This is a genomic window from Streptomyces sp. NBC_01689, from assembly GCF_036250675.1.
Lineage (GTDB): Bacteria > Actinomycetota > Actinomycetes > Streptomycetales > Streptomycetaceae > Streptomyces.
In genome coordinates, this window is the sequence record NZ_CP109592.1 from 708,267 (window position 1) to 730,844 (window position 22,578).

At 71.8% G+C, this 22,578-nt stretch carries 24 protein-coding genes and 1 pseudogene; 9 read left to right on the forward strand and 16 right to left on the reverse strand.

The annotated features are described in order from the left end of the window. Nucleotides 1–3 precede the first annotated feature (3 nt). The 5 genes and pseudogenes from OG776_RS02755 to OG776_RS02770 form a co-directional block, all read right to left on the reverse strand. Nucleotides 4–978, reverse strand: a complete 975-nt coding sequence (locus OG776_RS02755; protein WP_329318606.1) for a hypothetical protein — start codon at nt 976–978, stop codon at nt 4–6. Between the two features lie 705 nt (nt 979–1,683). Continuing rightward, a complete protein-coding gene (locus OG776_RS02760; RefSeq protein ID WP_148011882.1) occupies nt 1,684–2,418 on the reverse strand; it encodes a lysophospholipid acyltransferase family protein in 735 nt (244 codons plus the stop codon). Nucleotides 2,419–2,700: 282 nt separating this feature from the next. Further along, on the reverse strand, nt 2,701–3,342 hold the full coding sequence (locus OG776_RS02765; protein ID WP_329318609.1) for a substrate-binding domain-containing protein: 642 nt from the start codon (nt 3,340–3,342) through the stop codon (nt 2,701–2,703). Nucleotides 3,343–3,369: 27 nt separating this feature from the next. Continuing rightward, nucleotides 3,370–3,435: pseudogene (locus OG776_RS42335) on the reverse strand (LacI family DNA-binding transcriptional regulator); the annotation flags it as partial. A gap of 141 nt (nt 3,436–3,576) precedes the next feature. Then, nucleotides 3,577–4,215, reverse strand: a complete 639-nt coding sequence (locus tag OG776_RS02770) for a carbohydrate ABC transporter permease (protein ID WP_329318611.1) — start codon at nt 4,213–4,215, stop codon at nt 3,577–3,579. Between OG776_RS02770 and OG776_RS02775 the strand changes: the two genes are divergently transcribed. Beyond that, the gene (locus OG776_RS02775) at nt 4,126–4,536 is read left to right on the forward strand and encodes an MGH1-like glycoside hydrolase domain-containing protein (protein ID WP_329323825.1); all 411 of its coding nucleotides are present in this window, start codon (nt 4,126–4,128) and stop codon (nt 4,534–4,536) included. The genes OG776_RS02770 and OG776_RS02775 overlap by 90 nt on opposite strands. A gap of 76 nt (nt 4,537–4,612) precedes the next feature. Here the strand turns inward: OG776_RS02775 and OG776_RS02780 are convergent, their stop codons facing one another. The 5 genes from OG776_RS02780 to OG776_RS02800 form a co-directional block, all read right to left on the reverse strand. Continuing rightward, on the reverse strand, nt 4,613–6,820 hold the full coding sequence (locus OG776_RS02780; protein ID WP_329318613.1) for a xanthine dehydrogenase family protein molybdopterin-binding subunit: 2,208 nt from the start codon (nt 6,818–6,820) through the stop codon (nt 4,613–4,615). Beyond that, nucleotides 6,817–7,806, reverse strand: coding sequence for an FAD binding domain-containing protein (locus OG776_RS02785; RefSeq protein ID WP_148011756.1), 990 nt, complete (start codon nt 7,804–7,806; stop codon nt 6,817–6,819). Before OG776_RS02785 ends, OG776_RS02780 begins: the two co-directional genes overlap by 4 nt. Further along, nucleotides 7,793–8,323 (reverse strand): (2Fe-2S)-binding protein, encoded by a 531-nt coding sequence (locus OG776_RS02790; RefSeq protein ID WP_148011755.1) that lies wholly within the window; start codon nt 8,321–8,323, stop codon nt 7,793–7,795. Before OG776_RS02790 ends, OG776_RS02785 begins: the two co-directional genes overlap by 14 nt. Before the next feature lie 154 nt (nt 8,324–8,477). Beyond that, nucleotides 8,478–8,864, reverse strand: coding sequence for a hypothetical protein (locus OG776_RS02795; RefSeq protein WP_148011754.1), 387 nt, complete (start codon nt 8,862–8,864; stop codon nt 8,478–8,480). 238 nt (nt 8,865–9,102) lie between these two features. Then, a complete protein-coding gene (locus OG776_RS02800; RefSeq protein ID WP_329323636.1) occupies nt 9,103–9,921 on the reverse strand; it encodes a helix-turn-helix transcriptional regulator in 819 nt (272 codons plus the stop codon). Between OG776_RS02800 and OG776_RS02805 the strand changes: the two genes are divergently transcribed. Beyond that, the gene (locus OG776_RS02805; RefSeq protein WP_329318618.1) at nt 9,901–10,563 is read left to right on the forward strand and encodes an SDR family NAD(P)-dependent oxidoreductase; all 663 of its coding nucleotides are present in this window, start codon (nt 9,901–9,903) and stop codon (nt 10,561–10,563) included. The two genes, OG776_RS02800 and OG776_RS02805, sit on opposite strands and share 21 nt — an antisense overlap. A gap of 78 nt (nt 10,564–10,641) precedes the next feature. On the opposite strand, the gene OG776_RS02810 is transcribed toward OG776_RS02805, so the two are convergent. Beyond that, nucleotides 10,642–11,256, reverse strand: a complete 615-nt coding sequence (locus OG776_RS02810) for a dihydrofolate reductase family protein (RefSeq protein ID WP_329318620.1) — start codon at nt 11,254–11,256, stop codon at nt 10,642–10,644. 175 nt (nt 11,257–11,431) lie between these two features. Between OG776_RS02810 and OG776_RS02815 the strand changes: the two genes are divergently transcribed. Next, nucleotides 11,432–12,847, forward strand: coding sequence for a DEAD/DEAH box helicase (locus tag OG776_RS02815; RefSeq protein WP_148011751.1), 1,416 nt, complete (start codon nt 11,432–11,434; stop codon nt 12,845–12,847). A gap of 168 nt (nt 12,848–13,015) precedes the next feature. Here OG776_RS02815 and OG776_RS02820 read toward each other — a convergent pair whose 3' ends face one another. Continuing rightward, nucleotides 13,016–13,492 carry an RrF2 family transcriptional regulator gene (locus OG776_RS02820; RefSeq protein WP_148011879.1) on the reverse strand — a complete coding sequence of 159 codons (477 nt, stop codon included), beginning with the start codon at nt 13,490–13,492 and terminating at the stop codon, nt 13,016–13,018. Between the two features lie 174 nt (nt 13,493–13,666). Here OG776_RS02820 and OG776_RS02825 point away from each other — a divergent pair, with 174 nt between their 5' ends. Together OG776_RS02825 and OG776_RS02830 are read left to right on the forward strand one after the other, a co-directional pair. Then, entirely contained in the window at nt 13,667–14,398 is a 732-nt protein-coding gene (locus tag OG776_RS02825) for an SDR family oxidoreductase (protein ID WP_329318622.1), read from the forward strand. Between the two features lie 151 nt (nt 14,399–14,549). Next, entirely contained in the window at nt 14,550–15,290 is a 741-nt protein-coding gene (locus OG776_RS02830) for a class I SAM-dependent DNA methyltransferase (RefSeq protein WP_329318624.1), read from the forward strand. 67 nt (nt 15,291–15,357) lie between these two features. Here OG776_RS02830 and OG776_RS02835 read toward each other — a convergent pair whose 3' ends face one another. From OG776_RS02835 to OG776_RS02845, 3 genes are all read right to left on the reverse strand, one after another. Then, a complete protein-coding gene (locus OG776_RS02835) occupies nt 15,358–15,603 on the reverse strand; it encodes a DUF5133 domain-containing protein (protein WP_148011748.1) in 246 nt (81 codons plus the stop codon). 166 nt (nt 15,604–15,769) lie between these two features. Beyond that, entirely contained in the window at nt 15,770–16,420 is a 651-nt protein-coding gene (locus tag OG776_RS02840) for a DUF1707 SHOCT-like domain-containing protein (RefSeq protein WP_329318627.1), read from the reverse strand. A gap of 270 nt (nt 16,421–16,690) precedes the next feature. Beyond that, the gene (locus OG776_RS02845; protein WP_329318629.1) at nt 16,691–17,920 is read right to left on the reverse strand and encodes a hypothetical protein; all 1,230 of its coding nucleotides are present in this window, start codon (nt 17,918–17,920) and stop codon (nt 16,691–16,693) included. A gap of 304 nt (nt 17,921–18,224) precedes the next feature. Between OG776_RS02845 and OG776_RS02850 the strand changes: the two genes are divergently transcribed. The 4 genes from OG776_RS02850 (at nt 18,225) to OG776_RS02865 (ending at nt 21,518) form a co-directional block, all read left to right on the forward strand. Beyond that, on the forward strand, nt 18,225–18,599 hold the full coding sequence (locus OG776_RS02850; protein WP_148011746.1) for an FKBP-type peptidyl-prolyl cis-trans isomerase: 375 nt from the start codon (nt 18,225–18,227) through the stop codon (nt 18,597–18,599). 371 nt (nt 18,600–18,970) lie between these two features. Beyond that, nucleotides 18,971–19,690, forward strand: a complete 720-nt coding sequence (locus OG776_RS02855; RefSeq protein WP_148011139.1) for a hypothetical protein — start codon at nt 18,971–18,973, stop codon at nt 19,688–19,690. Nucleotides 19,691–19,853: 163 nt separating this feature from the next. Beyond that, nucleotides 19,854–20,789, forward strand: a complete 936-nt coding sequence (locus OG776_RS02860; RefSeq protein WP_329318634.1) for an ADP-ribosylglycohydrolase family protein — start codon at nt 19,854–19,856, stop codon at nt 20,787–20,789. A 42-nt stretch (nt 20,790–20,831) separates the two neighbouring features. Then, entirely contained in the window at nt 20,832–21,518 is a 687-nt protein-coding gene (locus tag OG776_RS02865) for a pyridoxine/pyridoxamine 5'-phosphate oxidase (protein ID WP_329318636.1), read from the forward strand. A gap of 154 nt (nt 21,519–21,672) precedes the next feature. Here the strand turns inward: OG776_RS02865 and OG776_RS02870 are convergent, their stop codons facing one another. Next, nucleotides 21,673–22,452, reverse strand: coding sequence for an alpha/beta hydrolase (locus OG776_RS02870; RefSeq protein WP_329326322.1), 780 nt, complete (start codon nt 22,450–22,452; stop codon nt 21,673–21,675). Between the last annotated feature and the right edge of the window lie 126 nt (nt 22,453–22,578).

Consider the following 22,578-nt stretch of genomic DNA (forward strand, 5'->3'; position numbering starts at 1 on the left):
GGGTCAACTCACCAGCCAGGAGAAGCCGAAGGGGGTGTTCAGACGGCTCCAGAGCTGATGGTCGTCCAAGGCGTGCAGGGTGCCCGCGACGGCGGACAGGTCGTCCTTCGTCCGCCAGGAGGTCACCGAGAGCCGGACCAGGACCCCGTCCCGGCGCTCCGCGTACCCGGTGAAGCCGCGACCGCTCAGCGTCCACCGATGCGGGCCGGCCGGGGCGCAAGCGGCGACCGGCAGGGTGATGATCCGTCCGTCCGCCATGAGGTCGTCATCAGGAACGCTCTGATAGTTGGCGACGACCCCGATGCCACCGCACGGGTCCGTACCGGACCCGGACACCGTGACGACACCTTCCGCGAAACCGTCGGTGCCGGTGTCCGCGAAGTACACATCGGCCCGGACGCCATCGCTGCCCGCCACGAAGGTGCCCTGCCGGCCGCCCGGCCAGTCGACCGCCTGAAGCAGGAGGGGATCGATACCGGAGTGGTGGTCGCGCCAGGCGTCGGCCGCCAGGTGTTCCTGCGCCGCGCGCAGCGGGGTCACGCTTCCCGCCATCGCGACGACGAGCACCGCCACCACGAGGCCGACGCGGCGGCTGCGGGTGGCGATCACCACGAAGACCAGGGGATACGGGAGGCAGAGCAGCAGGAGCGAGAGCGGGCCGAACGGACGGAGGAGCCCGGGTCCCGAGCACAGCACCGTGTTGAGGGCGATCATGGCCGCGCCGGCCAGGGCCAGGACGACCACCGCCGTACGCAACGGCCGGGCGTCGGCTGGCCGGGCCCGGCGGACGGACCGGCGCAGCAGAACGGCGGCGGCCGGCTGGCAGCAGGAGCCGAACCCGAGCGCGATGAGGACGACGATGCCCGCGGGACCGCCGCCGTCCGGGTCCAGATTCCCGAACGCGGCCCGAACGGCACCGATGCCCGCGGCCGACACCAGGCCGGTCAGCCACACCCACGCGAGGAGCCGGGCCGTCATCGCCCGGGACTCGGGCGGCGCCGTTCCCGCCACCCGCGGTGGTACCGGGACCCACCCCGCTCGCGCCCTCAGGTTCCTGCCGGTCACGGACATCCACCGGTCCTCTCACCAGGAGCCGAGGGCCGGCATCGCGCGGTCCGCCCGACGTCCACCGCCGGGCGACGCGGTCCGGTACCAGTGGGCCACAGTCGGCGCATGCCACTCCCCCCCAGAGAGTTCGAACGTGTTCAAACCTGCCTTCGCCGTGACTCTAGGCAGGTTTTTGAACAGGTTCAAGTACGGTCCCGAACCGTGGCCGCGGTCGAGGCCGGACGCCCTCACGGAGGGCCGACCGTGCCGCGCGGGACCCGTGGACGACGCGGGCGACACGGAGGGCGAGCCGGTCCGGATGCCGCCGCGCGGACGAACCGTCCACCCCGGGCCGGCCGGGGTGGACGGTTCGCTTCTCGGTGTTCAGAGATCCGAGTCGGCTGCGGCGACGTAAGCGCCCTGGGCCACTGGACGACACCGGACGGGCCGGCGACGGGATTCGAACCCGCGTTGCTCTCTTGACAGGAGAAGTAGCCGCGACCTGCGCACCTGAACGGCTCCACCGTAGGGGCCCGTCGCCCGCCGGGCACCCCGATTTACGCGTGGCCGCACGGGACGGAGGTCAGGCCACTCGCCGCTCGACGCTCGCCGGCCACCCGCGGCGTACTCCGCGCTTCAGGCGGTGGAGGCCCGGTTGTCCTCGGAGCCCTCCGCCGTCCGTCGCTCCCGCGGGGCCGTCGGCACGGGGAGTCCGCGTATCTCGCCCAGCAGGCTCGCTATCGCGGCCATGATGTCGTCCGTCGCCTCCCGGCAGACCTCCGGAGTCGGCCGCCTTCCCTCGAAACGGGAGAGGTCCACGGGCGGTCCGACCAGCACGCGGTGGGTCCTTCGGGGAAACACCCTGCCCATTTTCCCGTACGGCGGCATCAGCAGGTTGGCGCCCCACTGCGCGACCGGAATCACCGGGCAGCCGGTCTCCAGCGCGACCCGCGCGACTCCCGTCCTGCCCCTCATCGGCCACATCTCCGGATCACGGGTGAGCGTGCCCTCCGGATAAAAAACCACACCCTCCCCCGCCCGGACCGCGGTCGCCGCCGACGCCAGGGCCGCCAGGGCACCGGCCCCGCCACGGGCGACGGGAATGTGTTTCATGGCGCGCATCAGCCGCCCGAAGACACCGGTGAACAGCCCCTGCTTCGCGAAGAAGCGGGGTGGCCGTCCCATGGCGTACTGGAAATACCCGTAGGCCAACGGATCGACGTACGAATTGTGGTTGACGGCCGCTATGAAGCCTCCGTCGGCGGGGATGTGCTCGACGCCCACCCAGTCCCGCCTGAACAGCAGCCGCACGACGGGCCGCGCGATCGCGGCCATCACCCGATAGGTCATCCCGACCTCACGGCGCGGCACACTTCTCCTCGTGTAAGGCATGTACGGTCACCCCCGGAAGCATGTGATCCCGAGCGAACTCCGGGGCACCTTTCCTCACACCTGTTCCCGCTCGGAAATACGGCATCGCATATACATCGCTAACCGGCCGACCCCTGTGGTTCCGCCTGCCGGTCGGCGTCACGGGCACACTAGGCACAAGTGATTGCACAGTCAAACAAGTCTTGTGTGGCGGACGCATGGGACGCGCGGTGGCCCACCGACAACCGCCGCCCGCTGCGAGCAGGGCGCCCGCGCCCGTTCTCACGCGCCGCCGTCCACCCCCGGGGACCCGATCAGGATCGCCCTGTCATGTCCCCATGTCCCCATGCACCCGTGTCCCCGTGTCCCCGGGCGATGGGGACGCGAAGGGGCCGCGGGGAAGCATGCCGTGCCATCGGCCGCTCCACCGCCAGACGGGGCTGACTGCCGCCGGCTCGGCCCGTCCGTGGCGCGCCGGGCGGTCGGCCCGGCGAGGAGACCGATCTTCCGGTGGCCCAGGTCGTGCAGGTGTCCCACAGCCAGCTGGGCGGCGCGCCAGTCGTCGGTGGAGACGACCGGGGCGTCCGACTCGGGGAATCCGCCGTTGATGCTGACGTACGGGATGCCCCGCGACTCGACGAACTGCACCACCCGGTGGTCCTCGTCCCGGAGGGTGTTGCTCGACGACAGGAAGGCGATCGCCGCGACGCCCGCGTCGACGAGCGACTCGACGTAGTCCCGCTCGCGCGGCGTGCCCGGGTACACGGGGCAGATGATCGACGTCAGCCCGTACGGGTTCAGTTCGTTCTCGACGCGCTCGGCCTGCTGGGCGAAGATCGGGTTCTTCAGGTTGGGGGTGAGCATGAGGACGAGCCGGTTGTCGAGGGGGCGCTCGTATCCGACCTGCTTGAGCGCCTCCTCCACCGCCTGCCGGGTGGCCGGGGAAACCCCCTATTTGCGGTTGATGACCCGGCTGACGGTGGCTTCGCTCACGTCCGCGGCCTGCGCGACCTGCGCGAGTGTCGTCGTACCGACGGGCGTACGAGGTCCCCTCCGCCGCTTCGGCGGTTCGAGCCTTTCGGTGTCGTCATCTCCAGCCTTTCGCTCGCCACTCCGTGCGAGATCCTCCGCCGTTCCGAGCGCTGTGCCGCCGGGTGTTCACTGTTTCACGGAGCCGGCGAGAAGCCCTGCCACGAAGTACCGCTGCAGGAACAAGAACAGCACGAGGACGAGCACGATCGAGATGAGGGTGCCGGTGCGCAACTGCCCATAATCCGTGGACTGCACACCGTGCAGGGTCCCGAGCGAGACGGGCAACGTGTAGGCCTCCGGCGTACGTTGGACGATCAGCGGGTAGACGAAGTCGTTCCACTGACCGAGGAACAGGAAGATGGCGAGGGCCGCCAGTGCCGGCCGCATCGCGGGCATGACGATCTGGAAGAACGTGCGGATCTCGCCGGCGCCGTCGACCCGCGCCGCCTGGATCAGTTCGTCGGGCACGGACTGCATCGCCTGACGCATGAGGAAGATCCCGAACGGCAGTGCGAGATTCGGAAGGATGAGCCCCTGGTGGGAGTTGAGCCAGCCGAGGGCCACCATCATCTTGAACAGCGGCACGAGCGTCACCTGGCCGGGCAGGGCGAGCGAGGCGATGATCACGGTGAACATGGCGTCGCGGCCCCGGAACCGGAACTTGGCGAAGACTTCATGCCCCTGGTCCTCGGTGACCGCCTGCCGCTCTCGACGCGGGAGGCCACCGTGCGCCGGCTCCTCGACGGCGGCTATCTCACCCCCCACGGCCCCGCCACCGAGCCACCGGACAGCCCGCATTACGAGCCGGACGGCTACTGGCGCGGTCCGATCTGGGCCCCGTCGACGCTGCTGCTCGTCGACGGACTCCGCCGCAGTGGCCGGCCCGCGCTCGCCGACGACATCGCGGACCGGTTCCTGGCGACCTGCGGCGGGGCGGGGATGGCCGAGAACTTCGACGCGCTGACCGGGGCCGGCCTCCGCGACCGCAGCATGACCTGGACGGCCTCCGTGTATTTCTCCTTGGTCTCCGAGCGCGCCGGGCACGCCTCCCACGCCGAAGGCCGCCTCCGCGCACAGGCGTCATGAGCCGGTGCGCGGCCGGACGCGGACACCAGCCCTGTTGCGCTGGAGGGTTGTCCGGCGGCGACCTGGCCGGGGACGGTCACAGCAGGGCGTCGAGCGTGATCGGCAGATCACGCAGGCGCCTTCCCGTGGCGTGGTGAACGGCGTTGGAGATCGCCGCCGCGATGCCGACCAGGCCGACCTCTCCGACGCCCTTGGTGCCCGTGGGGGTACCGCGGTCGGGCTCGCCGACGAAGACCACGTCCAGGTCCGGGACGTCGGCGTTCACGGCGACGAGGTAGTCGCCGAAGGTGCCGTTGGTGATACGGCCGGTGTGCGGGTCGGTGGCGGTGTCCTCGTACAGGGCCATGCCGATGCCGCCGACCGTACCGCCGATGATCTGGCTCCGGGCCGTCTTGGCGTTCAGGATGCGGCCGCCGTCGATCACGGAGACCACCCGTGCGACCCGGATGAGCCCGAGATCCGCGTCCACCCGGACCTCGACGAACTTCGCGCCGTACGCGCCCGCCGGGGACATGCCGATCTCGGTGGGGACCGGTGGGGTGCTGTGCCCGTACGCGGTGAGTTCGGACATCCCGTGCCGGGCGAGGATGTCGACGTACGACTCCCCGAGGTCCGGCCGGCCGGCCACGTGGATCCCGCCCCCGGCGCACTCCACGTCGTCGGGGGACACTCCCCGCAGCGGCGACCCGCCGTCACCGCGGGCGAGTTCGGCGAAGGAGCCCACCAGCCGTCGGCAGGCGTCGTGCACGGCGTTGCCCAGCGCGCCGGTCAGACCGGAGCCGCCCGCCATCATCGAGTTGGGCATGTCGGAGTCGCCCAGGTCGAATCGGACCTGGTCCAGAGGCAGACCCACTTCCTCCGCGGCGAGTTGGGCCATGACGGTGTACGTCCCGGTGCCGATGTCCGTGGCCGCGCTGCGCACCAGCGCGCTGCCGTCGCTGTTGAGCGTGGCCTGCGCCGAGCAGGGCTGCGCGAAGTAGGGGAACATCGCGCTGGCCATCCCGTAGCCGACCAGCCAGTTCCCGTCGCGCATCGAGCGCGGCTCGGGGTTGCGGTCGTACCAGCCGAAGCGCCGTGCGCCGACCTCGTAGCACTCCAGGATCGCCTTGCCGGTCCAGGGCAGTCCGTTGCGCGGGTCGACGTCGGTGTGGTTGCGCACCCGTAGGTCCACCGGATCCATGCCGATGGTGCAGGCCAGTTCGTCGAGCGCCGACTCCAGCGCGAAGTTGCCCTGCGCCTCGGCGGGGGCGCGCATGGAGGTCGGCACGGCGATGTTGATCCGCGCCTGCCGGTCCCGTGTGATCACGTTCGGACACCGGTAGGCGAAGGCGGTCCCCGACGAGAACGGCTCGAAGTCGGTGTCCTCGATGCTCAGGGAGCTGAGGCTGCGGTGGTCGAGGGCGACCAGTTCACCGTCGCGGGTGGCTCCGACACTCAGCCACTGCACCCCGTGGGGGCGGTGCCCGACGGAGGTGAACATCTGCGGACGGGTCAGCACCAGCTTCACCGGGCGCTTGAGCATCCTGGCCGCGAGGGCGGTCAGGATCACATGCGGCCACGCGCGCAGTCCGGCGCCGAAGCCTCCGCCGACGTACGGCGCCAGGACCCGTACGGAGCTTTCCGGGATACCGAAGACCATGGCCAGGGTGGTACGCACCATCGACGGCCACTGACTGGTGTCGTGGACGGTGAGGGTGTTGCCCTCCCACACGGCGACCGTCGCGAACAGTCCGAGCGGGTTGTTGGTGTTGTCGGCCGTCCGGTACGTGTTCCGGAGGATCACCTCGGCGGACTCGAGCGCCGCGTCGGAGTCGCCGCGCGCGGTGTCCATCTCCCAAGGATCGACGACCTGTTGGGCCCGCGGGTCCTGGAGGTCGAGGAGCGGCTCCTCCACCTCGTAGTCCACCCGTACCAACCGCGCCGCCGCCGCGGCCTGTTCGGGGGTCTCGGCCACCACGAAGGCGATGTGCTGGCCGTGGTGCAGGATCCGGTCGTTCCTGAGCGGTGGTGGGGATGACGGTCCGAGCGCGGTCATCGGGCCGGTGCCGACCGAGGGGATGTTCTCATGGGTGATCACGGCCAGGACGCCGGGAGCGCCTTCGGCGGCCCGTGTGTGCATCCGTACGATGCGGCCCGCGGCGACGGTCGACTGCACCACGGTGCCGTAGGCCTGTCCGGGGATGCCGAAGTCCATGGGGTACGGGGCGGTTCCGGTGACCTTGCGCGGGCCGTCGACCCTGCTGACGCCCGCGCCGACCAGCGGCCTGCTCTCGACGGTGCTCATGCGGCGACTCCTGAGACTGTCTGCAGCTCGCGCACCAGCGTGCGACGGGCCAGTGGCACCTTGAACGCCGTGCCGGGGACGGTGAACGCATCACGCATCGTCGCCTCGGCCGCGTCCGTGAACGTGGCGGTCGTGACCGGCGCGCCCGTCAGCACGTGCTCGGCCTCGTAGGCCCGCCAGGGCTTCGTCCCCACCCCGCCGAGACCGACCCGGGCGCGCCGGATCTCGCCCCCCTCCATGAGGAGCAGCACAGCGGCGGAGGTGAGGGCGAACTCGTACGACGCGCGGTCGCGCACCTTGAGGTAGCCCGACCGCGCGGCCGCCGGGGGAAGCGGGATCTCGACCTCGGTGATCAACTCGGCGTGTTCCAGGACGTTCTCGCGCTGCGGGCTCTCGTCCGCCGTCAGGTAGAACTCCGTCAGGGGCACGGTGCGCCGCTCCGACAGTCCCTGGATGTGCACGAGCGCGTCCAGCGCCACGAGGGCGACGGCCAGGTCGGAGGCGTGCAGCGCGATGCACCGTTCGCTCGCCCCGAGCACGGCGTGCATACGGGCCACGCCCTCGACAGCGGAGCAACCGGAGCCCGGGGCCCGCTTGTTGCACGCCTGCACCGTCGGGTCGCGGAAGTAGCGGCAGCGGGTGCGCTGCAGCAGGTTGCCCGCGATGGTCGCCATGTTCCGCAGCTGCACCGAGGCGCCGAGCAGCAGCGCCTCGCGCACCATCGGCAGCCGTTCGGTCACGGTGGGGTCGGCGGCCAGTTCCTCCATGGTCACCAGCGCCCCCACGTGGAGGGATTCGCCCCGCCGCTCGATGCCGTGGAGCGGGAGACGGGTGATGTCGATCAGCGTCGGCGGCTCCAGGACCCCGTCCTTCATCAGGTCCAGTTGTGTGGTGCCGCCCGCCAGGCAGGACGCGTCCGGGTCGTCCGCCAGCAGTCGCACCGCTTCCCGGGTGTCGACGGCCCGCACGTAGTCAAAGGTCCGCATTGCGGCCTCCTCCGGACGCCGCATCGCGTACGGCGGCCACGATGTTGGGGTAGGCGCCGCAGCGGCACAGGTTGCCGCTCATGTACTCCCGGATCTCCTCGTCGGAGCCTGCCCGGCCCTCGGCCAGCAGGGCCACCGCGGACATGATCTGCCCGGGTGTGCAGAAGCCGCACTGCAAGCCGTCGTGCTCCATGAACGCCCGCTGCACCGGATGCGGCCCGTCGGGCCCGGAGACGCCCTCGACGGTGGTGATCGCCCGGCCCTCGGCCTGTGCCGCCAGGGTCAGACAGGACAGCACTCTCCGGCCGTCCACGTGAACCGTGCACGCGCCGCAGGCTCCCTGGTCACAGCCCTTCTTCGTGCCGACGAGACCCAGCCGGTCACGCAGGGCGTCCAGCAGGGTGACCCGGGTGTCCAGGCGGAGCGTGTAGGGGCGGCCGTTCACGTCGAGTGTCACGACCCGTTCGATGATCGCGGGACGTCCGTCCACGTCCCGCCTGCTCGCCACGTCCGTCATAGCGTCCTCCTCCGGACGAGCCGCGAACGACTCGAGCCCCTCGTGGGGCGGGCCCGGTGGGTTGGTTCGACTGATATGCGCTACTTGATGAACTTTTCCTACGATATAGGCCGAACAGGTGATTCCGCGCGGCAGCGCTCCCCGGGCCGCCCCGTCAGGCGCGAGGCCGGCGGGAGAACGCGCACCACCGGTTGTCGTCGGGGTCGCCGAGATCCGTGCGCAGGTCTGTCGCGTTCCCCTCGCGGACGTAGTCCAGCGAGTAGAACTCGTTGCCGATCTTCAGATCGAACGTCTGCGGGGACACTCCCTCGACGCCCGCGAAGAGGTACCAGGTCCCGTGGCCGGCCGCCGGCCGCTTCACGGCGCCGGACGCCAGGGCGTGGTCGACCGGGAAGTCCCGGACGGTGAAGGTGCGGTCGGGTGCGACCGTGAGCGTGGATCCGCAATCGCTCGTCCAGTCGCCCACCACGTCCGCCGCTGTCATGTGCGGCAGCGCCTTCGGGGCGCCACCGCAGGCGCCGGCCGACAGGACCACGGTCACGGCCCACAGGAGAGTTTGAGTACGGCCTCTCACCACATCTCGCTTCCTGTACCGGCCCGGCTCCCCGGGGCACCGCCGCCGCGGCCACCGCACCCTATCCGGACGCTCGGGCGCCGCCGACGGATGCCCCGGTGTCAGCGGTCACGGCCGCTCCCCTTCCGCCCGCGCCCCGCGCGTCGCGGCTGTCGGCTCATCGCCGGAACATGTCCGGGTCCGGGGTACGGAGAGCGTCCGGCCCTCACCAAGGCGCCAGAGCGTTCCACCCGGCGAGGATCGGCAGCACCCGGGCGGTGGGCGAGTCGGGCTCGGTCGTATAGACGACAAGCCGCTGGTCGGGGTCGTGCGGGGCGCCGACGATCTCGATGTCGAAGGCCATCGGTCCGGCGACGGGGTGGTCGACGCGCTTGGCGACCGAGGCGTAGTCGCGGACGGTGTGGTCGTCCCGCCATCGCGCCACGTCGTCGTCGCTCGCGCGCAGTTCGTCGACGAGGGCGGTCAGGCGCTTGTCGTGAGGACGGCGGGCCGTCTCCCGGCGCATCGTGGCGACGGTGGCCGAGGCGAAGTCGGCCCAGTTCACGATGCGCTCGCGGGCCACCGGGTCCTGGAACATGAAGCGCGCGAACGACGTCCCCGGTTCCAGTGGGCGGCCCAGCACCTCCGTCAGCAGGAGATTGCGGGCCAGCACTTCGCCGCGACGGCCCAGCAGCAGTACCGGGACGTGGTCGAGCGTACGCATGATCCGCAGCAGCCCGGGGTCCGGGCGCTGGGCCACCTGCGGCTGCGCGGCGCGGTGCGGTGCCGCGGGTGCGGCGAGGTCGTGGAGATGCGCGTGTTCGACCTCGTCGAGACGTCGTGCGCGGGCCAGCGCGTCGAGCACCTCGGTGGAGATGTTGGCCTGGCGTCCCTGTTCGACGCGGCTGTAGTAGTCCGGGCTCAGTCCGGCCAGCACGGCCAGTTCCTCCCGCCGCAGTCCCGGTACCCGCCGGGCCCCGGGGAAGGCCTCGATGCCCGCCCGGGAGGGGGTGAGGGCGCGCAGGTGATCGTCAGCGGGCGGCAGGAGAGCCGTGGCCTGCGGATCGTCGAGGAGATCGAGCGGGCCGGCGGGCGCGCCGACTTCGTTCCGGCGGACCTGTCCGGCGGCTACGAGGAGTTGCGCGCGTTCGCCGCCCAGGTCACGGAGGTGCTCGGCGGCCGGGTCGACATCCTCGTGAACAACGCGGGCGTCTACCCCGCGACGTCGACCGAGGACCTGGCGGACTCCGACCTCGACACCATGCTCGCGGTCAACATCCGCGCGCCGCACGTCCTGGTCGCCGCGCTGGCTCCGGCCATGGCCGAGCGCGGCGGTGGTGCCATCGTCACCATCGGCTCCTGGATGGCCCGTCTCGGCACCTCCTACGCGGCGATGTACAGCGCGACCAAGGCCGCCGACGAGCAGCTCACCCGCAGCTGGGCCGCGGAGTACGGACCGCGCGGGGTGCGGGTCAACGCCGTCGCGCCCGGAGCCACGCTCACGCCCGGCAACGAGCAGGCCCGCGCCGAGCTCGACGCGATGACCGCCACCACCCCGGCGGGTGTCGTCGTCCGGCCGGACGACATCGCCAAGGGCGTCCTGTACCTCGCCGGGGACGACGCGGCCATGGTCCACGGCATCACGCTGTACGTCGACGGCGGCATGACCGCCACGCGCGCCGCCTGAACCGCCCCCACGCCCGCGGACGGGATCGCGGGGCCACCGGTCCCCGATCCCCGATCCCCGGTCCCGGTTCCCGGAGCGTCAGAGGACGTCGTACGTGAAGTGCGTCGCGTTCGTTGTGGCGGTCACGCTCCGCCGGACCAGTCTCAGTGGCACCTTGCCGGTGAACAGCGGCGTGCCGGCGGCCAGGACGACGGGCGCGAGGTGCAGGGACAGCGTGTCGACCAGTCCGGCGTCGAGTGCCGAGCCGACCGTCGCACCACCGCCCATGAGGACCACGTCGAGGTCCTGGCCACGGGCCGACGCCGCCGCCTCGGCCCGTTCGCGTGCGACGGTGACGGCGTCGGGCAGGCCGGTGGTGACGAACGTCCAGTCGAGCCCGGTCAGCCGCACCGACCTCGGTGGACGGCTCGTCACGACGACGAACGCGGGTCTGCCGACCTCGCGGGCTCCGTATCCGGTCTCGTCGTCCCAGCCGCCCGGCGCGTCGACCATGTCGAAGAGCCTGCGGCCGAGGACGACGGCGCCGGAGCGGGCGGTCGCCTCGCGCAGGAACCGGCGCTCGTCCGGGTCGTCGGAGAACGCCCAGGTGTGCAGGGCCTCGCCACCGGTACCCAGCCCGCTGCCGGGGCCGGGGTCCGGGCCGGTGACGAACCCGTCGAGGGAGATCGAGATGTCGGCGATGATGCGCGTCATACCAGGGAAGACCGGATCCGACGCCCGGACTCATCGGACCGGGACCTGTCCCTGGTGCGGCGGGCGGCCGGTCCCCCGCTGCTAAAATAGGAGCACGCTTTGACGTCGCCGGGGCCCGTACCGATGGGGTACGGGCCCCGGCGCGTTTCCGGCGTCACCCTCAGGAAGGTTCCCCATGAACGCGAAGCCGCCGGTTTCCGGACTCTCCCCCGCCGGCGAGCACCCGTCGGCGACGCCGCCGCAGGACGGGCTCCCCGCCCCTCGGGCGGTCTCCGCCGGACTGCCGCCCGCCGCGTCCTTCGACGCGCTCGGGCTGCCCGCGGAGCTGCTGGGAACGATGAGCGGCCTCGGGGTGACGGAGCCCTTCCCGATCCAGGCGGCGACCCTGCCCAACGCGCTGGCCGGCCGGGACGTCCTGGGCCGGGCCCGGACCGGTTCCGGCAAGACGCTGGCCTTCGGGCTCGCGCTGCTGGTCCGGACGGCGGGGCTGCGCGCGGAGCCGAAGCGGCCGCTCGCGCTGGTCCTGGTGCCGACCCGGGAGCTCGCGCAGCAGGTGAGCGACGCGCTGGCACCGTACGCGCGGACGTTGAACGTGCGTCTCGCGACGGTGGTCGGTGGACTGTCGATCAACCGGCAGACGGCGCAGCTGCGCACCGGCGCCGAGGTCGTCGTCGCGACGCCGGGACGGCTGGCCGACCTGGTCTCGCGGCGGGACTGCCACCTGGGTCAGGTGCGGATCACCGTGCTGGACGAGGCGGACCAGATGTGCGACCTGGGGTTCCTGCCCCAGGTGTCGGAGATCGTGGCCCAGGTGCGCGGCGACGGCCAGCGGCTGCTCTTCTCCGCCACGCTGGACCGGAACGTCGACCAGCTGGTACGGGAACACCTGCACGATCCGGTCGTCGTCTCGGTGGACCAGGTGGCCGGCTCGGTCGCCACGATGGAACACCATCTGCTGAACGTGCACGGCGCCGACAAGTACGCGACGGCGACCGAGATCGCCGCGCGGGACGGCCGGGTGCTGATGTTCCTCGACACCAAGGCGGCCGTGGACCAGTTCACCCGCCATCTGCGGGCCAGCGGGGTCCGGGCCGCCGCCCTGCACAGCGGGAAGTCGCAGCCGCAGCGGACGCACACGCTGGCCCAGTTCAAGGCCGGTGAGGTCACCGTGCTGGTGGCCACCAACGTCGCCGCACGCGGCATTCACATCGACGCGCTCGACCTGGTGGTCAACGTCGATCCGCCCGCCGACGCCAAGGACTACCTGCACCGTGGCGGACGCACGGCGCGCGCCGGGGAGTCCGGGAAGGTGGTCACCCTGGTCACCCACGGCGAGCGGCGCGAGGTGAACCGTCTGATGTCCGAGGCCGGTATCCGGCCGACCGTCACACAGGTGCGATCGGGCGAGCAGTCACTGACGGCCATCACCGGGGCGAAGCGGCCGCCGGCCGGCGCGAAGGGCGGCGGCCATGTCCCCTTCGGCGGCCTCGGTACCCGTGCGGGCCGGCCGGCCAGGGAGTCCCGCAAGGCCACCGAGGCCCGCAAGGTCGCGGAGGCCCGCGCGGCGGCCCGGGTACGCAAGGGCCGCTGACACTGGAGTCCCGCGGAGCCCTGCCCGGGAGCTCCGCCGGACCAGGACCACGACCGGGAACGCGGCCGACCGACCCGCGACCACGCCCGCCCGGCACGCAGTCGACGGCCGCGCACCGCACACGAGGGTCACCCGGCACCCGTGCCGCGGGACCCTGACACGCCGGCCCTACCCCTCCGGCGTGCTCAGCCAGGTACTGACGCGTTGCAGCGCCTCCGGGCCGGAGTCGGCGCCCACGTTGCGGGCGAGGTCGGCCACGGAGACGGATCTCAGGGCGTCGCGCCAGGCGGTCTCGGCATGGGCCATGGCTCGGCTGACGGCGCAGGGAGCGGGGCAGGACTCCGGCGGGGCGGCCAGCGGACCGCGCTGGCGGATCTCGGTACAGACGAAGGCCGGGCCGGGTCCGTCGACGGCCTCGACGACGTCGAGGACGGTGATCTCCGCGGGGGAACGGGTGAGGACGTAGCCGCCCGCCTTTCCCTGGACCGACCGGACGAGGTCGGCGCGCGAGAGGGCCTGGAGCTGTTTGGCGAGGTAGCTCGGCGAGACGTCGTGCAGCTCGGCCAGCCGCGCGGCAGGTACCGGGTCCTCCACCGAGGTGAGCACGACACAGCAGTGCAGCGCCCACTCGACCCCACCAGACATCTTCACGGGGTCACTCTAATCCACCCTCCGCTTGACTCAGACATCATTCGTCCGAGTAATATCCCGGATATCAAGTGTCCGAGTAAGGGGCCGGACTCCATGCGCGCCTCTTTGGCTGTACACCTCTTTGGTTATATAGCGGACATAAGCCATTCAAGAAGGGCAGGACGTGACATGAAGATCGCAGTCATCGGCGGGACCGGACTCATCGGCTCGCAGGTCGTACGGGATCTGAACGCGGCCGGACACGAGGCGGTCCCGCACTCGCTGTCCACCGGCGTCGACATCCTCACCGGCAAGGGACTGGACGAGGCGCTGAACGGGGCCGACGTGGTCGTCAACCTGACCAACTCCCCGACCTTCGACGACGCGTCCCCCGCGTTCTTCCAGATCTCGATGGACAACCTCCTGGCCGCGTCCGAGCGGGCGGGCGCCGGGCACTTCGTCGTCCTGTCCATCGTGGGCGTCGACCAGGTCCCGGAGCTCGACTACTACCGCGCCAAGACGCTCCAGGAGGACCTGCTGAAGGCCGGGCCGATCCCCTACTCCATCGTGCGCGCCACCCAGTTCATGGAGTTCATGGACGCCACCCTGTCCTGGACCGCCGACGAGGAGACCGTCCGCCTGCCCCGCACCCTGATCCAGCCCGTCGCCGCCGCCGAGGTCGCGGCCACCGTCGCCGAGGTCGCCGCCGGAACCCCGCTCGAGGGCACTCTCGAACTGGGCGGACCCGACACCTACCCGCTCGACGAGATCGGCCGGATCACCCTGGCCGCCAAGGGCGACAAGCGTACGGTCACCGTCGACGACTCAGCCGGCATGTTCGCGGTCCCCCAGGGTGACGTCCTGACCACCAGCGAAGGCGCCCGCATCGCCCCCACCCGCTACGTCGACTGGCTCAAGTAGGCACGCGGCACAGGCCGCCCGGTCCCGCCCGCCCGCTCCCGCGGGAGCCTTCCGGGGCACCCCCGCCCCGCGGTACTCCGCGGGACACCCGGCCGAGCGCCCCGGAGAAAACGGCGCGCGCGGACCGGTCCCCGGGCGGTACGGTCCCGAAATGCTCGATGACGACGGCTACTTCGGAGAATCCATCGCGGCCGGCTACGACGAGTCGGCCGCGGACATGTTCCGGCCGGACACGGTCGATCCAGCGGTCGATCTGCTGGCCGAACTCGCCGCCGGCGGGCGGGCTCTCGAATTCGGCATCGGTACCGGCCGGATCGCGCTCCCCCTGGCCCGCCGCGGAGTCCCGGTGCACGGGATCGACATGTCCCGGGCCATGGTCGCCCGGCTGCGCGCGAAACCGGGCGGCGACGCCGTCGGGGTGACCATCGGCGACTTCGCGACGTCGAAGGTACCGGGTACCTTCGCGGTGGCGTACCTCGTCTTCAACACGATCAACAACCTCACGACGCAGGACGCCCAGGTGGCCTGCTTCCGCAACGCCGCCGCCCACCTGGACCCCGGGGGCCGTTTCGTGGTCGAGGTCGGCGTGCCGGACCTGCGCCGGCTGCCGCCGGGACAGAACGCCGTGCCGTTCCACATCAGTTCGACACGCTGGGCGTTCGACACGTTCGACGTCGCGACCCAGGCGATGAGTTCGCACTACGTGACGATCGTCGACGGCCGGGCCGAGCACCAGTCGCTCCCGTTCCGGTACGTATGGCCGTCCGAACTGGACCTGATGGCCCGGCTCGCCGGACTGCGGCTGAGCGCCCGGTGGGAGGGGTGGACACGGACCCCGTTCACGGGCGAGAGCACCCGGCACGTCTCGGTCTGGGAAAAACCCTCCTACTGAACCCGCCGACCCCGGGCACTGGCGTGCGACGCGGCACCGCGCCGCACGCCGTACCGGGCGGTCGCCGTCAGGCGGCCAGCGTCTCGTCGGCCTGCGTGGCGTCCCCGCAGCCCGCGCCGTACTCCTCCAGCATTGTGTCCGCCGCGAGGAGCGCCTCCTCGACCGTCCGGGCCCCGGTCATCACGCACAGCGTGTACGTCACGTCGTCCAGCTCACGGCTGGTACGGCCGGTGGGGCGGACGTCGTGCTCGATACGGGTGTCCGCGAACCGGGCCAGTACCGCGCGCAGTTCCCTCTCCGCCGGAAGGATCATGATCGTTCCTCTCCCCAGAAACACAGCTCGCGTGACAGCTGACCGGCACCGCGAGAAACAGGTCGCACACATGGCATCCGCCGCCGCACTCAGCACCGAGCCGACGTCAGGCAGGTCTTCGTGTGCCCCGGGTCGGGAGTCCTATGCCACCGACCGCCGGAAGCGGTCAGATTCCTTCCGGCCGGGAGACGGAGCGGCGCAGCAGCCACTGTCCCAAGGTCCGTCGCGGGGGCCGCACCACCACGCGGCCGTACGCCTTCTGCCCCGTCAGCTCCACGCGCAGGGTGAGCGATGCGTCCGAACGCACCGGTGACCGCGCGTACTTGACCCTGCTGTGCACCAGCTGCAGCCCGTCGGTGTCGACCACGACACCCGGCCTCGCGATCAGGGTCAGGGTCTTCCCCGTCATCGCCAGGTCGATCCGCAGGGTGTCGTGGGTGATGACCGCGTCGGTGAAGTCGAGCGTCGCGTCGCAGAAGGTCAGCGCGAGTTCCATCCTGCGCGGCACCACCCAGCGCCCCACCCGTTCGACCGCCCCGCTGTAGACCTGCGTGATCCGTACCGTGTCCTTGACCTCAGCTCCGGCCGTGCCCGGTCCGGGCGGCAGGTCGGCGGTCAGGACCGCCAGTTCACCGAGCGTCCGAGCCGACAGGGCGGCTTCCAGACGCTCGTCCAGCTCGTCCGCGGTCAGCCTGCCGTCCCCCGCCGCGATACGCAGCACGTCCACCGCCCGGTCCCGGTCCGCGTGAGAGGCGCGCAGCCCGGGCGACGAGCCGGGGCCGGAACTCCTCCCGGTGGGTGAGATCTCTCCCGACATGCTTCCGTCCTGGGTCCGTGGCGAAGGCGTCCGCGCGACACGGCAGCGGCGCGCGTGCCGGGCCAACGCTATATCGCGACATGGTTTCCGGCCAGGCCTCGTCTTCGCGTGGGGGAGGTGCCCGTACGGGGGTTCGTACGGGCACCTCCCCCACCGGGGCACCTCGTGACGGTTCCCTGGCGTGACGGTTCCCCGGCCATGTTCGGCGCTGGGCGTGTGGCGCGGGCCGAGGCCCCACCGAGGGGCCTTGCGGCAGAGGACGCGCTCGTGTCAGCGCGTCCCGGAAGCGCGGCGCCGTCGGGCGAGCAGCACGAGGGAGCCGCCGGCGGCGAGCGTCGCCGCGGCCGAACCGGCCCATATCGCGGTGCCGTTGCTGCCCGTGGCGGCGAGACCGCCCTGCGGGACCGGGGTGGACGTGTCGCCGGTGCCGCCGTCGGTGGCCGCGACGGGCGTCGACCCCGTCATGGGGTGGGAGCCGCCGGTCGAGGGGCTCTCGCCGCCGTGGCCGCCGCTGGTGCCCTGACCGCCGGTCCCTGCCCCGCCACCGGACGTGGACCCGCCCGAGCCGCCCGTTCCCGTGCCGTCGTCATCGGTCACGTCGACCTGGAGATACGCCGTGTCGTTCGCCGCGTTCTTGTCGTAGTCCTGATGAATGCCGTAGACGGAACTCGCCTTGACCTCGCCCTTGGTGTCGTGCGCCTTGCTGCCGATCTTCAGGACGAAGGCGTAGGTGAGGGTCTGGCCGACCTCGATGAGGTTGTCGTCGTGCCAGCAGACGTAGACGGGGTGTCCGGGCTCGGACGGGCCGGTCGGCGCGTCGATGCCGAACGGTGCGCACTCCTTCGGGACCTGGACGGCGGTGGTGCCGGCCGGTATGTGGACCATCAGGCCCGGCTGGTCGTCGCTCTCCGTGTTGTGGATCCAGCCGGGTCCGTCGTTGCGCAGGGTCGCCGTGACGGTGACGTTCTGCCCGCGGCTCCCCTTCGCCCGGTCCCCTGTCGCCACGAGGTCGGCCGTGCTGTCGGCGGTGAACGCCGTACGGTGATAGCTGTCGTCGTACCCCTCCCCGGCCGGGGCCTCCCCCGTGGGCCCGGTGCCGTATTCGACGGACTCCATGAGCGCCTTGGCGAGCACCTTGAAGCGCACGGGCACGGTGACGGAGGCTCCCGGCTCGACGACGGTGTCGAATCTGCAGTCCGCCTGGCCCACCTGGTCGGCGTCGGTCGAGTAGGTGCACCCTTCGGCGGTGCCGGGGAAACCGAGTCCGCGCGTCAGCCGGGTCCGGAAGACGAAGCCGTGCGCGGCCTCCGTACCCGTGTTGGTGACGGTGACGCTCTTGTCGTACGTCTCTCCGGGCTCGGGAGCGGGGGCCCGGAGCGTCGAGACCACCAGATGCGCACCGGCGTCGTCGGCGTGTGCGACGGATACGGACAGCGCCGGGGCGGTCATGCCGAGCACGGCGGTGGCCAGGGTCGCCGTTCGGCGGAATCGTGCGCGCACCACTGGATCTCCTTGAAGGACGGGACGACGGTGGCTCCTCCGGGGAGCCGGTTCACTCTCTGGACACCTTCAGGACCACTGAAGTTGTACCGCCCAGGCGTTTTTGACCTTCTCATGGGACCGGCGGGGAGCAGAGGGGGTATCCGGCGCCCGCGCCCACGTTGGTGTGACAGGCGGTCGCATGGACGCGATGCGCGCACCTGCCGCGCCCCGCGGCTAGGTAGCGTGACCACCGAGCGGCATGGAGTGACCATGCGCCGGCAGAACCGCACGGCGACATCCGGCGGAGAAGGACGAGGCTGCAATGAGCGAACTGGCGAAGCCCGAGATCGACTTCCCCGGGGGCGAGGCTCCCGCCGACCTGCAGATCAAGGACATCCGCGTCGGGGACGGGGCCGAGGCGAAAGCCGGTGCCGTCGTCGAGGTGCACTACGTCGGGGTGACCTTCGCGACCGGAGAGGAGTTCGACGCCTCCTGGAACCGAGGCCAGACCTTCCGGTTCCCCCTGGGAGCCGGCCGGGTCATCAAGGGCTGGGACCAGGGCGTCGAGGGCATGCGGGTCGGTGGTCGCCGCGAGATCACCATTCCGCCGCACCTCGCCTACGGTGACCAGTCACCGTCCCCGCTGATTCCGGCGGGCTCGACGCTGATCTTCGTGGTGGACCTGCTCGGCGTGTGAGGTGGTCCTCCTGCTGCCCGGCCCGCCCGTCGGGGCGTCGGCCGGGCGGTCCCTCCCGCGGTCCCGCCCCGTTTCCCGCCGCGCCTCCGCCCGGAGCGCAGCACCCCCCCTCCCGCACGAGGCCCGCCTTCTCCAGGGCGCGTTGCTCGGCCCGGTTGCCGTGATCCGTCCCCGACCGGCGCCGTTCGGCCCGGGCGCGGCCGAAGAGGTACCCGGGGACGGGCTCCCGTGGTCGGCATCGGTTCTCGCGAGCCCAGCGGCGGTCCGGCCGGCTCCCGTTCCGGGTGAGACGGCCCGGCGCTGACCCGTCCGGCCCTGTCGGCGGCACTCCTCCCGTACGGACGAACCGGAAGTACGGTAGGAAAACACCTGTGAATGATCTGCTCACCGAGGTCGTCGAGGCTCATGGCGGGATCGACCGCTGGCGCGAACTGACCCGGGCGCGCGCCACCCTGGTCAGCGGTGGCGACCTGTTCGCGCTCAAGGGTCTGCCGCAGGACGCCACGCCCCGCGTGATGACCGTCAGCCTGCACGAGGAGCACGCGTCGGTACACCCCTTCGGCGCACGCGACCAGAGGACCGACTTCACGCCGGGACGGGTCGGCATCGAGAAGGTGGACGGACGCGTGGTCGCCGAACGCGCGAACCCTCGGGCGTCCTTCTCCGGACACACGCTCGAAACGCCCTGGGACCCGCTGGACCGCGCCTACTTCAACGGCTACGCGTTGTGGACGTACCTCACCACGCCCTTCCTGCTGGCCATGCCCGGCTTCAGCGTCGCCGACATCGAGCCGTGGCGGGAGGGTGACGAGGTCTGGCCGGGGCTGCGGGCCGCCTTCCCGCCCGGGATCGCGAGCCACAGCACCCTCCAGGACTTCTATTTCGGCCCCGACCGGCTCCTTCGGCGCCACGACTACCACGTCGACGTGGCCGGTGGGTTCGCCGCCGCCCAGTACGTCCACGACCACACCGAAGCGGACGGCATCACGCTCCCCACCAGACGTCGGGCCTACCGCCGCGGCACCGACGGCCGCCCCCTCCTGGAGCAGGTGATGGTCTCCATCGACCTCAGCGACATCCACTTCACCTGACAGGGGCCGGTGCCCCTGTCCCCGACGCCCCGGGAATACTCCCGTGGACCACGCTTCGTCGCCGTCGTGCGCGCGTGAACAGGCACGACGGGGAAATTCACTCGCCGCCCGGCTCGCGTACGAGGAGAATGCGGGGCCGACAGCGACCCGGAGGAACCCTGCCATGACCGGCCCGCAGTACGCCCGTGACAGCCTTGACGGCCTGGTGATGGGCGACGCCTTCGGAGACAGTTGGTTCACGCGTTCCGATGAGGACGCGGAGCACCTGTGGGCGGCACGGCGGTTGCGTCCGGCGCCGTGGCCGTGGACGGACGACTCCGCCATGGCTTTCGTCCTGATCGCCCATCTCGTGGCCCACGGTGAGGTCCGACCGGGCGAGCTGGCCGAGGAGTTCGCGGCCGAGTACGACCGGGACCCCGGACGCAAGTACGGCCCGTCGATGCACGGGGTGCTGCGGCGGATCGGCGCGGGCGAGGACTGGCAGTCCGTCACCACGACGCAGTTCGGCGGGCAGGGCTCCCACGGCAACGGCGCCGCGATGCGCGTCGCTCCGCTCGGAGCCTGGTTCCGGGACGACTTGGCCGTCGTCCGTGAGCAGGCACGGCTGTCCGCCTTGGCCACCCATTCCCACCCTGAGGCCGTCGCGGGAGCGATCGCCGTGGCGGTCGCCGCGGCACTGGCGTCCGCCGAGGGGGACCGGGGCACCGCGTCACGGTCGGGGTTCCTTCGCGAGACCGCCTCGCACGTTCCGGACAGCGCCGTCCGCTCGGGACTGCTGGTGGCCGCGGGCTTCTCGCCGCGCACGTCGGTGCGTCACGCGGCGTCCGTACTGGGCTCGGGGACCCTCATCTCGGCTCCGGACACGGTGCCGTACGCCCTGTGGTCCGCCGCGGGCCATCTGGACGATCTCGCCGAGGCGTTGTGGCAGACCGTCGCCGGATGGGGGGACCGCGACACCACCTGCGCCATCGCCGGTGGCGTGGTGGGGGCGCGCACCGGCACGGGTGCGCTGCCCGCGGCCTGGCTGCGAGCCCGGGAGGAGTCACCGTCCTGGTCCCGGCTGGAATCCCCCGAGGCAGGCCCTCAGCGGCGCCGATAAGCTCGTGGGCACCACGGACGGGGAACTGATCAAAGGAGCACCATGGAGGCCGAGGGCGGGACGGACCGGGTCCAGGACGTGCGGTCGTGGCTGCGGGGACTGGAGGTGTTCGCCGGGCCGTCGGCGGACTTCGATCCGGACGCCGCCCCGGCCGACCCGGTCGAACTCTTCCTGGACTGGCTGCGGGCGGCGGTCGCGGCGGGGGTGCCCGACGCGCACGCGATGACGGTGTCGACCGTCGCGGAGGACGGCAACCCCGACGCACGGGTCCTCATTCTCAAGAACGTCGACCGCACCGGATGGCAGTTCGCCGCGCACGCCGGCAGCCCCAAGGGCCGCCAGCTGTCCGGCCACCCCCGTGCCGCCCTCACCTTCTACTGGCCCCTCCAGGGCCGTCAGGTGCGACTGCGCGGTGCCGTCGAGCCCGCCTCCGCCGAGCAGAGCGCCGCGGACCTGCTGGCCCGCTCCGAGTCGGCCCGCGCCGAGGTGCTGCTCGGCCGCCAGAGCGGCCACCTGGAAAGCGCCGAGGAGCGCGAGCGCGCCTTCCAGGACGCGCTGGCCCGCGTCGAGTCCGACCCCCGGCTGGTCAGTCCCGAGTGGACGCTCTACACCCTGGTCCCGGTCCACGTCGAGTTCTGGCAGGCGGACAAGGGCCGTCTGCACAACCGGCTGCGCTACGAGCGCCCCGATCCCACGAGCGCTTGGCGACGCCACTTGCTGTGGCCGTGACTTCCCCGCCCGCAAGGACATGACAGGGCCGGCGCCGCCCGGCACCCGGTGCGCCCGGGAGCCGATGCACGGCCGTCGCGCTGCCGGATGTCGGTGCCGTCCGCGTCCGCGGCTCAGGCATGGTCCCTGCCTCCGGGCGCGGCCTTCGCGCGGGTCAACTCTGCTTCTGGAGGAAGGCGATCTCCGCTTCCACGGCCTCCTCGTGCGCCTCGAGGAAGGGCGCGTAATGGCGGCCCGCCAGGTGCAACACCTCGGCGTCCGGGGCGTGGTGGGCCGCTTCGACGGCGGGCCCGGGCAGCGCGCTCAGGTCCTGGTCGCAGACGACCACGAGCAGGGGCCACCTGATCCGGGGGGCGTGGAGGCCCGGCCGGTATCCGCCGAGCCGCAGGACGATCCGGGCGGCGACCGTCCGCTCCCAGTCCGGGTGACGACGGTCCGGATCCAGGGCCCGCTCGCCGTCCATCGCGTCGGGAGTGGTGAGGGAGGCGACGGCACCCCGTACTCCCGCGGTGGGGACCAGCAACGGCGGACGTCCGAGGAGACCGCCGACCGCGTCCGCGACGCCGCGGCCGAGGAGCCGGAGCAGCGCGAGGGGTGTCATGGCGCGCAGCGCGTCGGTGGCCACCGCCCGACCGTCCACGAGCGGTGACTGCGCGATCACGGACGCCGGCCGCGGATTGTCGGCGGCGACGCGGAAGACGTGGCCGCCCGCGAGCGAGAAACCCCAGAGCGAGATCCCGTCGGGGTCGACGTCGGGCAGTCCGGCCGCGAAGTCGATCGCGGCCTGCCAGTCGGCGAGTTGGTCGTCGAGACGGACGACCTGGCGCGGCTCGCCCCCGCTCTCCCCGAACCGCCGGTGGTCGAAGGCGAGTACGGCGAATCCGGCGTCGTTGAACCGCGGTCCGAAGAGATCCGAGGCAGGCTCCTTCGTCACCGCAATCCCTCCGGCCATGATCACGCAGCCGCCGTTGGTGCCCGGATAGTGCCAGGCGGAGCACGTGGTGTCGCCGCTGAAGAAACGTACTTTCTCTCGGTGTCGGCCGGGCAGGGACATGGGGTC

What these genes read in the sequence shown, in the direction of transcription:
- OG776_RS02755 (WP_329318606.1), bottom strand. Translation starts at nt 978, where the DNA reads ATGACGGCCCGGCTCCTCGCGTGGGTGTGGCTGACCGGCCTGGTGTCG.
- OG776_RS02775 (WP_329323825.1), top strand. Translation starts at nt 4,126, where the DNA reads ATGCCCCTGGTCCTCGGTGACCGCCTGCCGCTCTCGACGCGGGAGGCC.
- OG776_RS02780 (WP_329318613.1), bottom strand. Translation starts at nt 6,820, where the DNA reads ATGAGCACCGTCGAGAGCAGGCCGCTGGTCGGCGCGGGCGTCAGCAGG.
- OG776_RS02785 (WP_148011756.1), bottom strand. Translation starts at nt 7,806, where the DNA reads ATGCGGACCTTTGACTACGTGCGGGCCGTCGACACCCGGGAAGCGGTG.
- OG776_RS02790 (WP_148011755.1), bottom strand. Translation starts at nt 8,323, where the DNA reads ATGACGGACGTGGCGAGCAGGCGGGACGTGGACGGACGTCCCGCGATC.
- OG776_RS02810 (WP_329318620.1), bottom strand. Translation starts at nt 11,256, where the DNA reads ATGACGCGCATCATCGCCGACATCTCGATCTCCCTCGACGGGTTCGTC.
- OG776_RS02815 (WP_148011751.1), top strand. Translation starts at nt 11,432, where the DNA reads ATGAACGCGAAGCCGCCGGTTTCCGGACTCTCCCCCGCCGGCGAGCAC.
- OG776_RS02820 (WP_148011879.1), bottom strand. Translation starts at nt 13,492, where the DNA reads ATGTCTGGTGGGGTCGAGTGGGCGCTGCACTGCTGTGTCGTGCTCACC.
- OG776_RS02825 (WP_329318622.1), top strand. Translation starts at nt 13,667, where the DNA reads ATGAAGATCGCAGTCATCGGCGGGACCGGACTCATCGGCTCGCAGGTC.
- OG776_RS02830 (WP_329318624.1), top strand. Translation starts at nt 14,550, where the DNA reads ATGCTCGATGACGACGGCTACTTCGGAGAATCCATCGCGGCCGGCTAC.
- OG776_RS02835 (WP_148011748.1), bottom strand. Translation starts at nt 15,603, where the DNA reads ATGATCCTTCCGGCGGAGAGGGAACTGCGCGCGGTACTGGCCCGGTTC.
- OG776_RS02840 (WP_329318627.1), bottom strand. Translation starts at nt 16,420, where the DNA reads ATGTCGGGAGAGATCTCACCCACCGGGAGGAGTTCCGGCCCCGGCTCG.
- OG776_RS02850 (WP_148011746.1), top strand. Translation starts at nt 18,225, where the DNA reads ATGAGCGAACTGGCGAAGCCCGAGATCGACTTCCCCGGGGGCGAGGCT.
- OG776_RS02860 (WP_329318634.1), top strand. Translation starts at nt 19,854, where the DNA reads ATGACCGGCCCGCAGTACGCCCGTGACAGCCTTGACGGCCTGGTGATG.
- OG776_RS02865 (WP_329318636.1), top strand. Translation starts at nt 20,832, where the DNA reads ATGGAGGCCGAGGGCGGGACGGACCGGGTCCAGGACGTGCGGTCGTGG.